A 13,802-nucleotide genomic window follows, 5' to 3' on the forward strand; every position below is an offset into this window, starting at 1 on the left:
CGCCAGACACTGGATGGCTCCTCTAGGTTCGATGTTATTATTGTAACATACTGCCGTTGATAAATTCACAACATTGTAAGATCATTGTCAACGGGATAAGCAAGCTCGGTGACCAAAATGGCTGAAACACCGACACGACCAAGCGAGACGCGCGTCCAGCGCCTGCAACGGCTGCGCCGCGCCGTCGAGAGCAGCGGCGCGCTGCACCTGAAGGACGCCGCCGAACTGCTCAAGGTGTCCGAAATGACGGTGCGACGTGACCTGGCCGGTCCGGAGGCAGCGCTTGCGCTGCTCGGCGGTTACGTCGTCAACGCGGCGTCACCGACCGGGATCAAGTACACGTTCGAGCAGGAGATCGACCAGCACACCCAGGACAAGCGTCTCGCCTGCCGATCTGCCGCCGCCTCGATCAAGGAAGGCGACACGATCTTCATCGACTGTGGCACCACGATGCAGTCGCTGGCGGACTGCCTGCCGGAAGATCTGCCGCTCTCGGTGATCTGCTATTCGATGAACGTGGCGACCATCGTCACGCGGCGGCCCGCCACGCAGGTGATGCTGATGGGCGGGCTCTACCATCCCTCATCGCAGTCCTTCTCATCCGACGATGGCCTGTCGTACCTGCGGCGGCTCGGCATCAACAAGGCCTTCATCTCCGCCGGCGGCGTGCACTGGACCCGCGGCGCCAGCTGCTCGAACTTTCACGAAGTCGCAATCAAGCAGGCCGCCATTGCCACCGCGATGGAAAGCATCCTGGTGGTCGATGCGAGCAAGCTCGGCAGCCTCAAGCCGGCGTTCTTCTCCGACGTCGAGGCGTTCTCGCGGATCATCGTCGGCGGCGCGGCATCATCAGAGATGCGCAAGCACTTTCGCAGCCTTCCCGTCGAGTATGTGACCAACGCAACCTGACCCGGGCGCAGGTGCCGCTGTTCTGGAACGTCGACCAGACCGGCTGACGCCGGGTCGGCCCAGCCCGCGCGGCAGCCTGCGGGAATCATTTGAGATTCGCCGCGGAGCCTGATTAGGTTCGAGCTATCCATGACTGCGGCCTGGATGCCTGCGGTCCGGACACGGCAACAGCTTGATCGACAGGACTCGACCACCGATGACCAAAGCGCGACGGACACGACCGACGATTCGTGACGTCGCGGCCGAGGCCGGCGTGTCCGTGAGCAGCGTCAGCCGGACGCTCAACGGCGGCATCTATACCAGCGCGGAACTGCACGCCCGCATCATGCGCGCGGTCAAGCGGCTGGGGTTCGAGCCGGACTCGGCGGCGCAGGCGTTGCGCTCGCGGGCCTCGAACACCATCGGCTGCATGGTGGCCGATTTCTCCAACCCCCACTACACCGGCATGGTCAGCGCGGCCGAGGAGGAATTCCAGCGCGCCGGCTTCCTGCTGATGCTGGCCGCGACCAAGCACGAGGAGGCGCGCGAGGCGGCGTTCCTGTCGGCGGTGCGCCGGCGCCAGATGGATGGATTGCTGCTGTTCGCCGGCGACAACGCGCACAAGGATTTCATGAAGGGGCTGGCGATGCTCGACCTGTCGACCGCGAGGTCCCCAACAGCGGCTCGGTCCGGGTCGACCATCGCGGCGGCGCACTGGAGGTGACGCGCTATCTGATCGGCCTCGGCCATCGCCGGATCGCGCGATTGACCGGCAGCGCCGCGGTGCTGCCCAGTTCGGAGCGGCTTGCCGGCTACCGGCAGGCGCATCTCGAGGCCAAGCTCGAGGTCGACCCAAGCCTGATCCGACCGCATATGCAGGGCGCCAACACGGCCTTCAGCTCGGTGTGCCAGCTGCTGCAATCGGCAAAGCCGCCGACGGCGATCATCTCGCTCGGCACCAGCATGCTGGCCGAGGTGCTGGAGGCGATCACCAGCAACGGCCTGCGCTACCCGCAGGACGTCTCGCTGGTGTGCAGCGGCGACACCGACCTCGCCCGCCACGCGACGCCCGCGATCTCGGCCCTGAGCTGGGACATGAACGAAGTCGGCCGCACCGCCGCGCGGCTGCTGCTGGAGCGGATCCGCGACGGTGACAAGGCCACGGCCGGTGAGCCCGTGTTCCTGCCGACGCGCTTTATCCTGCGTCATTCCTGCGCCGCGCCGCCGACGTCGCCGCGCGGCCGGAAATAGCTTCGTCCACTTCCCGCTCTCCGTCATGGCCGGGCTTGTCCCGACAATCCACGTCTTTCCCACGACGAGAGACGAAAGACGTGGATGCCCGACACAAGCCAAGCCCGGGCATGACGACGCGGAAACGCCAGCCCTAGAAGTGCGCGGGGGTCATATGCGATTGCCCTGCCGCAAGGGGGAGGGAACACCCTTTCGCCGGTGGCTTCCTAACACGCCAATCACTGATTTGCCCGACGGTGCAAGGCCTCGCGTGAGAAATATTTCTGTTTATCAGAATTGCAAGTTGATGTATGAATCGCCCGTCTCACCCGCCTGAGGGGCGCTTCGCGATCGTCACGAGTGTTGGGTTGGGATGCGGTGGACGCCGAATGTGCAACTGACGAGTGCGCATGAGGCGGACGGTGAAGTCGTGCAGGCCTGACGCCCTAGCGGCAGGTGTCTCATCAGTAAGAGGAGGAGCTCTCACTGATGACGGTGACAACAAAGCCCAGTCTCGCCGGGGAGAGCACGTATAAGCCGTAAACCATCGCGCAGGGAAAGCCGGGATTGCTCCGGTTTCACCTGTGGTCCTACCTCCCGAGCTTTCCATTTGCACGGGACCCATGGGTGCGATCGGCACCCGGCTTTCCCTGCGCCCTCTGATCAAGGAGAGGGCGGAACGAAGTGCAAAGCTCGGACAGATCGTGTCGCGAGAATGCAAGGGTGCGTCCCCATCCACTTCTGTCATCGCCCGGCTCGACCGGGCGATCCAGTACGCCGCGGCCTCTCGGTCAAGCTCAGCGTCTCTGGAATACTGGATCACCCGCATGCGCGGGTGATGACACCGAGCAAGCTCCTTGACAGTTGAATCGGAAACGTTACCCACGTCATCCTGGCGACTAGCGCGTCGCGCCTGCGCCCCTTTGCCCGCCTGGCGCCTTGGTCTACAAGCATCGCCATGACAGACTCCTCGACCCCAACCCTCCCGTTCGACGAGCTGACGCGCGCCATCCAGGCCCGCCGCTCCATCTATGGCGCAATCAGCGGGCTGCGCCTTGATCGGGCCGCGCCCGGCGAAGCCTGGTCGAGCCTGGCCTATCGCCCGGAGTTCGTCGGCGACACCGAGACCGGCGTCCTGCATGGCGGCGTCGTCACCGCCATGCTCGACGAGAGCTGCGGCATGGCGGTGCAGCTCGCGCTCGACGGCAGCCGCGCGATCGCAACGCTCGACCTGCGGATCGATTACCAGAAGCCTGCGACGCCGGGCCTCGATATCCGCGCGCACGCGGTCTGCTATCGCGTCACCCGCCTGATCGCCTTCGTGCGCGCGACCGCCTACCAGGAGTCCGAGGACGATCCGGTCGCCACCGCGACTGCCTGCTTCATGATCGATGCCAACCGGAGCAACATGCTGATGGATCGCGCATCGGCTATCGGCACGTCGTTGCCGACCCTCGCCGCGGCGGACGATCCGGACGGGCCGTTCGCCGGCAGCCCGTTCGCACGGTGTCTCGGAATCCGCGCCGGCCGCGACGACACGCTGGTCATGCCGTTCTCGCGACAGATCATCGGCAACCCGATCCTGCCCGCTATACATGGCGGCATCACCGGCGCCTTCCTTGAGACGACGGCGATCGTCGGTGTCACGCGCGAGCTCGGCGTCGAGGCGCGGCCGAAGCCGATCGGTCTCACCATCAACTATCTGCGCTCCGGTCGTGCGCTCGACAGCCACGCCCGGGTGTCGATCGTCAAGCAGGGCCGGCGCGTCGTCGCGTTCGAGGCGCAGGCCTGGCAGGACGATCCGGCCAAGCCGATCGCGTCGGCCTTCGGTCACTTCATGCTGCGGCCGACGCCGGGCCTCGATGAGGGATAGGCGTCTGGACGCGCCGCGAACGCTCATCCACCTGGCGTCAAAATCGCTTGCTTCGCCGCGTGCCAGCTCGCCTCGTCGGGTGCGCACAGCAGCCCGCCCGCCAGATTGACGGGCTTGTAGGGTGATCCGTCGAAATGCGCGCTGTATCCGCCGGCCTCGCGATGCAGCAGCCAGCCGGCGGCGTGATCCCACGGCATCAGCTTGTTGTAGAACAGCAGATGGCAATGCCCCGACGCCGCCATGCGGTATTCATGCGCGGAGCATCTCAGCCATGCGCTCATGCCGAGTTTCGACAGGTTGCCGGTGACGGTGGTTCGCAGTGGCTCCGGAACGAAATTGACGCCGATCACCGCATCCATCTCTTTGACCGGCGCGGCTGCGGCGACCTTGAGGTCGTGGCGCTTGCCGTCCTGGGCCGCGAGCCAGGCGCCCTCGCCGCGCAGCGCGAAGGCGGTGTCGCTGCAGACCGGATCGTGAATCGCGCCGAACACGATCTCGCCGCGCATGGTAGCGGCAACCATGCTGCCGAACAGCGGCAGGCTGGAGGTGAAGTTTCGCGTGCCGTCGATCGGGTCGATGATGAAGGCAAGCTCCGCCGTGCCGACCTGATCGAGCGCGGCCGGATCGCGCGCCGTCCCCTCCTCGCCGATGATGGCGGCGCCTGGAAAGGCGCGCAGCAGCGCCGCCGAGATCGCCTGCTCGGCAGCCTCATCGGCTTCGGTCACCACGTCGAAGGCGGAGGTCTTGGTGCGGACCTCGATCTCCCGCACGCGGCGGAACCGCGGCATGATCTCGGTGCGGCCGACGTCGGCCAGGATGTTTCCGATGATCAGCGCATCGGCATGGGACAGTTTCACGCGGCGTTCTCCTGCGGTGAGTCGGGATCTTACAGCAGAAATGTGACCGCGTGGCCGCCGGCGATGCTGGTATCCGATCTCCCCGTTCGCCGCGGCTCGGATGTGGCCTCAGTAGTCGATTTCGGAGAGATAGCCGACCACCAGCAAGGCTCCGGTGAAGTCATCCTCGCCAAAATAGGCGCTGCGGGTGATGACGGCAGGAATGCCGGCGCGCGACGCGGCCATGAGACCGTTGCCGGAATCCTCGATGGCGATGCAGTCCGCCGGCCCGAGCCCGAGCCGGGCCAGCACCTCGACATAGACATCGGGCGCCGGCTTCTTGCGGGGCACGTCGTCGCCGGCAACGATGGTCTCGAACAGATCGGCCCAGTCAAGGCCGAGTGCGACCGCGAGCAGCGCATCGATATTGCCATGCGAGGTCGTCGTGGCGATCGCCAGCCGCTGGCCGCGGCTCCGCGCACTCCGGAGCCAGGCTCTCACACCCGGCCGCAGCGGGCAGCCGCCAGCCGCTATCAGCGCGGCATAGCGCGCGGTCTTGATCCTGTGCAGGTCGGCGATATCGGCAAATGTCAGCGACGGAGTGGCGTTGCGCTGGTCGAACGCGCGGATGCGCTCCTTGCCGCCGGCGACGCGGAGCAGCCGCCCATAGGTGACCTTGTCCCAGGACCAGTCGAGGCCGGCTTCGGCGAACGCCTCGTTGAAGGCGCGGCGATGCACCTCCTCGGTTTCGGCGAGCGTCCCGTCGACATCGAAGATCAGCGCGCGGGCGCTCGCGATGACATCGCGCATCCCGGCGGTCCGGATCGCTGCGAGCGCCTGGTTCATCGTCCTTCGCCTGCCGTCCCCTTGGTGAACACGCGGCTCGCCAGCACGTCGCCGGCTTCGATCGACATCACGTCGTCAGCAGTGAGCGTGCGATCGAGCTTGGCCACGATCCGGTTGGCCTGGCGCAGCCGGATACGATCCAGCGCGTTGCGGATCGAGCGTGCGTTGGAGAACAAGGGCTGCACCTTGCGTGCAGCGATGTAGCGGATGAAGGCCTCGCGTGCTTCGGGAGAGAAACGATAGTTCTGCTGCTGCAGCATCAGCTCGGCGATCCAGAGCAGCTCTGCGTCCGAATAGTCAGGGAAGTCGACATGGTGCGCGATGCGCGACCGGAAGCCGGGATTGCTCTGGAAGAACTTTTCCATCCGGTCGCCATATCCGGCCAGGATCACCACCAGGTCCTCGCGCTGCTGCTCCATCACCTGCAGCAGGATCTCGATCGCTTCCTGGCCGTAGTCGCGCTCGTTCTCGGGCCGATAGAGATAATAGGCCTCGTCGATGAACAGCACGCCGCCCATCGCCTTCTTCAGGATCTCCTTCGTCTTCGGCGCCGTGTGGCCGATATATTGCCCGACGAGATCGTCGCGCGTGACGCTGATGACGTGGCCGCGGCGTACGAAGCCGAGGCGATGCAGAATGCCGGCCATCCTGAGCGCCACTGTGGTCTTGCCGGTGCCGGGATTGCCGGTAAACGACATGTGCAGGGTCGGGAATGTAGTCGCGAGCGCCATCTTCTGCCTGATGCGCTCGACCAGCAGCAACGACGCGATTTCGCGGATGCGCGTCTTCACCGGCTTGAGCCCGATCAGTTCGGAATCGAGCTGGTCGAGCACCGCACCGATGCCGAGATCGGCGAATTCATGCCGGAGGTCGACGGTCTCGATTGGCGTCTCGCGGACTTGTTCTTGTGTTTGCGTCATCATCCTCTCGCATCGAAAAGCTCCGTCGCCGCGCGGCAGCGACGACGGAGAAGTGCATCCGGACCAGGACGGCCGAGGGAGCAATCCGCCTGGCTTCAACCGGACGCGGTCACTGGTCGGCGTAGCGCTCCCCCTCGGGGCGCGTGGCGGCATAGGCATGCGTCGCGTAGCGGATGTTGCGCCCGACGGATTCCCGGCGGTCGAGCCGGAAGCCCGGCTCCTCCCGTGGCCGGTTGACGATGAAGGAGATGCGGACCGACTCCCAGCCGTGGCTGGAATCGAAGCCGGAGATCCGGATGTAGCGATCGCCATAGACGCGACGGCAGTCAGCGAGCTCCTTCATGATGCCTGCGGCGTCCCGCAGGTCGAACATCGGCAGGCCCCACATCTCCCAATAGGTGTTGCGGGGATGCGGATCATCGGTGAACTCGATGTTCACCGCCCAGCCCTTGTCGAGGCAATATTGCACCTGCGCCGAAATCTGCTCGTCGGTGAGATCAGGCAGGAACGAAAAGCAGCCCTGGGTTATGCGCATGAGAAACTCCTGTCAGACCGCCATGCTCGGCGTGGGAACAAAATCGGGAGCATCCGTGGAGTCGTAGTTGAAGGTAACGTCCTTCCAGACGTCGAGCGCCTCGCGCAGCGGCGTGCAGGTCTGCGCCGCCTTCGCCAGGATCTCCGGCCCTTCATGGACGTAGTCGCGTCCCTCGTTGCGGGCGAGGATCATGGCCTCCAGCGCGACGCGGTTGGCGGTGGCGCCGGCCTGGATGCCGCGGGGGTGGCCGATCGTGCCGCCGCCGAACTGCAGCACAACGTCCTCACCGAGCAGGTCGAGCAGCTGATGCATCTGGCCGGCATGAATGCCGCCGGAGGCCACCGGCATCAACTTGTTGAGGCTCGCCCAGTGCTGATCGAAGAACACGCCGTGCTCGAGCCGCATCGGATTGAAGTCCTCGCGGCAGATATCGTAGTAGCCGCGCGTCGTGTTCGGGTCGCCCTCGAGCTTGCCGACCACCGTGCCGGCATGGATGTGATCAACACCGGCCAGCCGCATCCACTTGGCGATCACGCGGAACGAGACGCCGTGGCTGCGCTGCCTGGTATAGGTCGAGTGCCCGGCGCGGTGCAGATGCAGGATCATGTCGTTCTTGCGCGCCCACTTCGCCATCGACTGGATCGCCGTGTAGCCGATCACGAGATCGATCATGACGATGTTGGAGCCGAGCTCGTGGGCGAACTCCGCGCGCTCATACATATCCTCCATCGTCGCCGCGGTGACGTTGAGATAGGTGCCCTTGATCTCTCCGGTCGCGGCCTGCGCGCGGTTAACCGCCTCCATGCAGTAGAGGAAACGCTCGCGCCAATGCATGAAGGGCTGCGAGTTGATGTTCTCGTCGTCCTTGGTGAAGTCGAGCCCGCCCTTCAGCGCCTCGTAGACGACGCGGCCGTAGTTGCGGCCCGACAGCCCGAGCTTCGGCTTGATCGTGGCGCCGAGCAAGGGACGGCCGAACTTATCCAGCCGCTCGCGCTCGACGACGATGCCGGTTGCCGGGCCCTGGAACGTCTTCACATAGGCGGTCGGAAGCCGCATGTCCTCGAGCCGCAAGGCCTTCAGCGGCTTGAAGCCGAAGACGTTGCCGATGATCGACGCGGTCAGGTTCGCGATCGAACCCGGCTCGAACAGGTCGAGATCGTAGGCGATATAGGCGAAGTAGCTGCCCGGCGAGTTCGGCACCGGATCGACACGGTAGCACTTTGCCCGGTATTTTTCCGCGGCGGTCAGCCGGTCGGTCCACACCACGGTCCAGGTCGCGGTCGAGGATTCGCCCGCCACCGCGGCGCAGGCTTCGGTGGGATCGACGCCGTCCTGCGGCGTGACGCGGAACAGCGCGATGACGTCGGTGTCCTTGGGCTCGTAGTTCGGCTCCCAATAGCCCATGCGTTTGTATTCCATCACGCCGGACTTGTAGCGATTCTTGCCGCGCACCGTGATCGACTGCTGCATATTCATGTGGATCTCCTGTCGTTCGCGGCGGCGTCAGGCCGCCTGTGTCATCTTTCCGATCTGCGGATCGAGGGTGCCGGAGCGATAGCGCTTGGCCATCTCCGGCAGTGGAACCACCTTGATCTTCCCGGCATTGCCGGCCGTGCCGAACTGCTCGAAGCGGTCGCGGCAGAGCTCGCGCAATGCGTCCATCGCGGGTTTCAGGAACTTGCGCGGGTCGAACTCGCTCTTCGCCTGCACGGCAACCTTCCGGAACGCTGCGGCCATCGCGAGGCGGCAATCGGTGTCGATATTCACCTTGCGGACGCCGTGCCTGATGCCGCGGACGATCTCCTCGACCGGCACGCCCCAGGTCTGCGGCATCTCGCCGCCGAACTGGTTGAACAAGTCCTGCAACGGCTGCGGCACCGAGGACGAGCCGTGCATCACCAGATGCGTGTTAGGCAGCCGCGTATGGATTTCCTCGACCACGCGCATCGCCAGGATCTCACCGTCAGGCTTGCGCGTGAACTTGTAGGCGCCGTGCGAGGTGCCCATCGCGATCGCAAGCGCATCGACCTTGGTGGCGCGGACGAAGTCGACGGCCTGCTCCGGATCAGTCAGGAGCTGGTCATGGCTGAGCTGGCCCTCGACGCCATGGCCGTCCTCCTGCTCGCCGCCGCCGTGCTCCAGCGAGCCGAGGACGCCGAGCTCGCCCTCGACCGAGGCGCCGACCCAGTGTGCCATCTCGACGACGCGGCGGGTGATGTCGACGTTGTAACCATAGTCCGCTGCGGTCTTGGCGTCCGCCTTCAGCGAGCCGTCCATCATGACCGAGGTGAAGCCGTAGCGGATCGCGGTGGCGCAGGTCGCCTCCTCGTTGCCATGGTCGAGATGCAGGCAGAGCGGGATCTGCGGGTACATCTCCTCCAGCGCATCGATCATCTTCGCCAGCATGATGTCGTTGGCATAGGCCCGGGCGCCGCGCGAGGCCTGGATGATGACCGGCGCATCGCAGGCCGCCGCCGCCTCCATGATGGCAAGGCCCTGCTCCATGTTGTTGATGTTGAAGGCCGGCACGCCGTAGCCGCGCTCGGCGGCGTGATCCAGCAATTGCCTCAGGGTTATCCGAGCCATGGGGTCCTCCTTTCAGTTCGATCGACGGGACACACGCTTTGCCGCGGCGGTGACAGCGGCGGGCGTGATGCCGAATTGATGGTAGAGCACGTCGGCGGGCGCGGAGGCGCCGAAGCCGGTCATGCCGACAAACTCGCCGTCCTCTCCGAGCCACTTCGCCCAGTCGCCTTCGACTGCGGCTTCGACGCCGACGCGCGGCGCCTCGCCCAGAACCTTTGCGCGATAGTCGCTCGGCTGCTGGCGGAACAGGTCGAAGCACGGCGCCGAGACGACCGCGGCCTTGATCCCTGCTTCCGCCAGCAGCTTTGCGGCTTCGAGCGCGATCGACACCTCCGAACCCGTCGCAATCAGGGTGACGTCACGCGCGAAGTCGGGCTCGACGAGAACGTAGGCGCCGAGCGCGACCTGGTTGTCTTTGGTGCCGTCGCGAACCGTCGGCAACGCTTGCCGCGACAGGCAGAGGATCGATGGCGAGGTTTCGGCTTTCAGCGCGCAGTCCCAGGCTTCCGCCGTTTCGACCGCATCGGCCGGACGAAACACCAGCACGTTCGGGATGGCGCGCAGCGCAGCCAGATGTTCCACCGGCTGATGCGTCGGCCCGTCCTCGCCGAGCCCGATCGAGTCATGGGTCATCACGTGGATGACGCGGATCCCCATCAGCGCCGCAAGGCGGATCGCCGGCCGGCTGTAATCGGCGAAGGAAAGGAACGTGCCGCCATAGGGAATGAAGCCGCCATGCAGCGCGATCCCGTTCATCGCGGCGGCCATGCCGTGCTCGCGGATGCCATAATGAATGTAGCTGCCGTCGAGCGTTTCCGGCCGAACCGGCACTTGGGTCTTCGCCAGGGTCAGGTTGGAGTGCGTGAGATCCGCCGAACCGCCAAGCAGGTTCGGCAAGGCTTGCGCGATGACGTCGATCACCTGCTGCGACGCCTGTCTTGTCGCGAGCTTCGGCCGCTCAGACGCGAAGCGCGCCGTCAGCGTCGCCATCGCCTCGGTATAGGCGCAGGGCAATTTCCGGTTCAACGCATCATGGAACGGGGAACGCTCGCCGTTGCAGGCACTCCGCGACCGCTCGATCCAGGCGCGGCGGGCATCGCGGCCGCGCGCGCCGATCGCGCGCCATTCGGTCAGCGCAGCATCCGGCACGTCGAACGCCGGATACGGCCAGCCGAGCGCCGCACGGGTCTTGCCCACCTCCTCGGCGCCGAGCGGCGCGCCGTGGACCTTCTCGCTGCCCTGCCGGTTCGGCGCGCCGAACCCGATGACCGTGCGGCAGGCGATCAGCGACGGACGATCGCTGGCCTTGGCCTGCCGGATCGCCGCAGCGATGGCCTGCGGATCGTGGCCGTCGATGCTGCTGACGTTCCAGCCGCTCGCCTTGAACCGCGCGGCCTGGTCGTCGGAGCAGGACAAGGAGGTGGCGCCGTCGATCGAGATGCGGTTGTCGTCGAACAGCACGACCAGCCGGTTGAGCCGCAGATGGCCGGCGAGCGAGATCGCTTCGTGGCTGATGCCCTCCATCAGACAACCATCGCCGGCGATCACGTAAGTAAAGTGATCGACGAGGTCGTCGCCGAACCGCGCGTTCATCAGCCGCTCGGCGAGCGCCATGCCGACAGCCGTGGCAATGCCCTGCCCGAGCGGTCCGGTCGTCGTCTCCACACCGGGCGTATGACCATATTCAGGATGTCCCGGGGTCTTCGATCCCCACTGCCTGAACGCCTTCAGCTGGTCGAGCGTCATGCTCTCGTAGCCCGTCAGATAGAGCAGCGCATAGAGCAGCATCGAGCCGTGACCGGCCGACAGCACGAAGCGGTCGCGGTCCGGCCAGGCCGGATCGGTCGGGTCGAATTTGAGGAAGTCCGAGAACAGGACGGTCGCGACATCGGCCATGCCCATCGGCATGCCCGGGTGGCCCGACTTCGCCTGTTCCACCGCGTCGATAGCGAGGAAGCGGATCGCGTTCGCCATCTCGGCATGGCTGACGCCGGGGCGGCTGGCTACGGACGCAAGTGCGGTCATATCGTTCGCCTCTTTCGTTCGATCAGTTGCAGGATCAGCGGGGTGAGGATGAGCTGCATCGCCAAATCGAGCTTCGCGCCATGAACCACGATCGAGTTGGCGCGCGACATAAAGCTGTGCGGGATCATCGACAGCAGGTAGGGAAAATCGATGCCGCGCGGGTTCTTCAGCCGGATCACCACCATCGATTCATCCGGCGTCGGGATCCAGCGCGCGATGAACGGGTTCGAGGTATCGACCGTCGGCACGCGCTGGAAGTTGATGTCGGTCTCGGTGAACTGCGGGCAGATGTAGTTCACGTAGTCGGGCATCCGCCGCAGGATGGTGTCGGTCACCGCCTCCGTGGAATAGCCGCGATGGCTGCGGTCGCGATGCAGCTTCTGGATCCATTCGAGGTTGATGACCGGGACGACGCCGATCTTGAGGTCGGCATGCTGCGCGACGTTCACCTTGTCGGTGACCACGGCGCCATGCAGGCCCTCGTAGAACAGCAGATCGGAATTTTCCGGCAACGGCTCCCACTCGGTGAAGGTGCCGGGCTTGGCGCCGTAAAGCCGCGCCTCCTCCTCGTCGTGCACATAGTGGCGCGTCGTTCCGGTGCCGGTCTCGGCATAGTCGCGGAACAGCTTCTCCAGCTCCTCGAACAGGTTGGTCTCGGGGCTGAAATGGCTGAAATGCTTGTTGCCGTGCTCAGCCTTCTCCAGCATCTTGCTGCGCATCTCGGCGCGGTCGTAGCGGTGGAACGCATCGCCCTCAATGTAGGCCGCGACCACATTCTCCCGACGGAAGATGTTCTCAAACGTCTTCTTCACCGAGGTGGTGCCGGCGCCGGACGAGCCGGTGATCGAGATGATGGGATGTCGACGTGACATGCGGTCCCCCTCAGCGGAACAGGCCGCGCCGTGCGAACAGCGGGGCATCGCTGCTCTCGAACAACGGCTCGACGGTCAGGTGGATCGCATCGACGTCGCGCACGGCGCGCGTCGATCCCATGATGAGGGGCACGCGCTGATGTGGCGTGCGTGCCGACAATTCAAGGATGCGCGACCGCCCGTTCGACGCGGCGCCGCCCGCCCATTCCATGATCAGCGCGATCGGATGCGCCTCATAAAGCAGACGCAACCGGCCTTCGCGGTAGCCCGGGCGCGCATCCGCAGGGTAGAGGAACACGCCACCGCGCATCAGGATACGGTAGGCCTCGGCCACCAGCGAGCCGATCCAGCGCATGTTGAAATCCTGGCCGTGCTCACCGTTGACGCCGGCAAGGCACCGGTCAATGTAGCTGCGCACCGCGCCGCTCCAGTGCCGTCGGTTCGACGCGTTGATGGCGAATTCCGACGCATCCGGCGGCACCCGCAGATCGCGCCCGGTCAGGACGAACTCTCCGGTGCGCGGATCGAGCGTGAAGCAGTCGACACGCTGGTCGAGCGCCAGCACTAGCACGGTCTGCGGGCCGTAGATGAAGCAGCCGGCGGCACATTGCGCGGTGCCGGGCTCGAAGAAGGTCGAGATGATGTCGTGTGCTTTCGGCCTGATCGAGAAGATCGTGCCGACCGAGATGTTGTTCTCGAGATTGGCAGATCCGTCCAGCGGATCGATCGCGACGCAAAGTGGCGCATCGGCGTCGAGCGTCTCCGGCAGTTCCGCCTCCTCCGACAACACGGCCGCGACCGGCGCGGTCCGCAGCGCGTCGCGCATCAGGCTGTCCGCAACGATGTCGATGGTCTTTTGGCGATCGCCGTCGGGATTGATGCCGCCGCTCTCACCGCCGATCCCGGCAAGGGAGCCGGCAGCAATGGTCCGTGCGAGCTCGACCGCTGCGCCGGCGAGCGCCTCGATCACCGCGACCGTGGCTGCACGCAAAGGGTTTTGCTGCGCCGGCCACTCCAGATGGGCATGCAACGAAGGACGAATCTCCACGGGCCTCTCCCTTTGATCGCGCCCACTTTGCCGAGGCTTCGACCGGCGACCCCACCGGAGTCGCCTCGCCACTATCAACGCGCGAATTGCCGAATTAGGGAAATTTTATTATCTTTGGTCTCGCCAAAGTATTCCTTATGGGA

13 protein-coding genes are annotated in these 13,802 nt (G+C 65.4%); 4 read left to right on the forward strand and 9 right to left on the reverse strand.

All coding sequences use genetic code 11. From position 1 onward, the window contains the following. The first annotated feature begins 117 nt into the window (after window positions 1–117). The 4 genes from MTX19_RS24500 (at window position 118) to MTX19_RS24515 (ending at window position 3,991) form a co-directional block, all read left to right on the forward strand. On the forward strand, window positions 118–909 hold the full coding sequence (locus MTX19_RS24500; RefSeq protein ID WP_280979686.1) for a DeoR/GlpR family DNA-binding transcription regulator: 792 nt from the start codon (window positions 118–120) through the stop codon (window positions 907–909). Window positions 910–1,105: 196 nt separating this feature from the next. Next, complete coding sequence (locus MTX19_RS24505; protein ID WP_280979687.1) at window positions 1,106–1,612, forward strand: LacI family DNA-binding transcriptional regulator; 507 nt, start codon at window positions 1,106–1,108, stop codon at window positions 1,610–1,612. Next, window positions 1,609–2,139, forward strand: a complete 531-nt coding sequence (locus MTX19_RS24510) for a substrate-binding domain-containing protein (protein ID WP_280979688.1) — start codon at window positions 1,609–1,611, stop codon at window positions 2,137–2,139. The genes MTX19_RS24505 and MTX19_RS24510 overlap by 4 nt, the downstream gene beginning before the upstream one ends. Before the next feature lie 937 nt (window positions 2,140–3,076). Continuing rightward, entirely contained in the window at window positions 3,077–3,991 is a 915-nt protein-coding gene (locus tag MTX19_RS24515; RefSeq protein ID WP_280979689.1) for a PaaI family thioesterase, read from the forward strand. 23 nt (window positions 3,992–4,014) lie between these two features. Here MTX19_RS24515 and MTX19_RS24520 read toward each other — a convergent pair whose 3' ends face one another. From MTX19_RS24520 to MTX19_RS24560, 9 genes are all read right to left on the reverse strand, one after another. After that, window positions 4,015–4,848, reverse strand: coding sequence for an inositol monophosphatase (locus tag MTX19_RS24520; RefSeq protein ID WP_280979690.1), 834 nt, complete (start codon window positions 4,846–4,848; stop codon window positions 4,015–4,017). A 108-nt stretch (window positions 4,849–4,956) separates the two neighbouring features. Further along, complete coding sequence (locus MTX19_RS24525) at window positions 4,957–5,673, reverse strand: HAD family hydrolase (protein WP_280979691.1); 717 nt, start codon at window positions 5,671–5,673, stop codon at window positions 4,957–4,959. Next, window positions 5,670–6,593 (reverse strand): CbbX protein, encoded by a 924-nt coding sequence (cbbX, locus tag MTX19_RS24530; RefSeq protein ID WP_280979692.1) that lies wholly within the window; start codon window positions 6,591–6,593, stop codon window positions 5,670–5,672. The genes MTX19_RS24525 and cbbX overlap by 4 nt, the downstream gene beginning before the upstream one ends. A 109-nt stretch (window positions 6,594–6,702) precedes the next feature. Next, the gene (locus MTX19_RS24535) at window positions 6,703–7,128 is read right to left on the reverse strand and encodes a ribulose bisphosphate carboxylase small subunit (RefSeq protein ID WP_280979693.1); all 426 of its coding nucleotides are present in this window, start codon (window positions 7,126–7,128) and stop codon (window positions 6,703–6,705) included. A 12-nt stretch (window positions 7,129–7,140) separates the two neighbouring features. Further along, window positions 7,141–8,604: a form I ribulose bisphosphate carboxylase large subunit gene (locus MTX19_RS24540; RefSeq protein ID WP_280985506.1), complete on the reverse strand. Its 1,464-nt coding sequence runs from the start codon at window positions 8,602–8,604 to the stop codon at window positions 7,141–7,143. A 27-nt stretch (window positions 8,605–8,631) separates the two neighbouring features. Further along, window positions 8,632–9,714 (reverse strand): class II fructose-bisphosphate aldolase, encoded by a 1,083-nt coding sequence (gene fba / locus MTX19_RS24545; RefSeq protein ID WP_280979695.1) that lies wholly within the window; start codon window positions 9,712–9,714, stop codon window positions 8,632–8,634. A gap of 12 nt (window positions 9,715–9,726) precedes the next feature. Next, complete coding sequence (gene tkt / locus MTX19_RS24550) at window positions 9,727–11,739, reverse strand: transketolase (RefSeq protein WP_280979696.1); 2,013 nt, start codon at window positions 11,737–11,739, stop codon at window positions 9,727–9,729. Then, entirely contained in the window at window positions 11,736–12,611 is an 876-nt protein-coding gene (locus MTX19_RS24555; RefSeq protein ID WP_280972377.1) for a phosphoribulokinase, read from the reverse strand. The genes tkt and MTX19_RS24555 overlap by 4 nt, the downstream gene beginning before the upstream one ends. Window positions 12,612–12,621: 10 nt before the next feature. Further along, window positions 12,622–13,641: a class 1 fructose-bisphosphatase gene (locus MTX19_RS24560; RefSeq protein WP_280984874.1), complete on the reverse strand. Its 1,020-nt coding sequence runs from the start codon at window positions 13,639–13,641 to the stop codon at window positions 12,622–12,624. Window positions 13,642–13,802: the final 161 nt, after the last annotated feature.

Source organism: Bradyrhizobium sp. ISRA464, from assembly GCF_029910095.1.
In the GTDB taxonomy this organism is placed as follows: domain Bacteria; phylum Pseudomonadota; class Alphaproteobacteria; order Rhizobiales; family Xanthobacteraceae; genus Bradyrhizobium.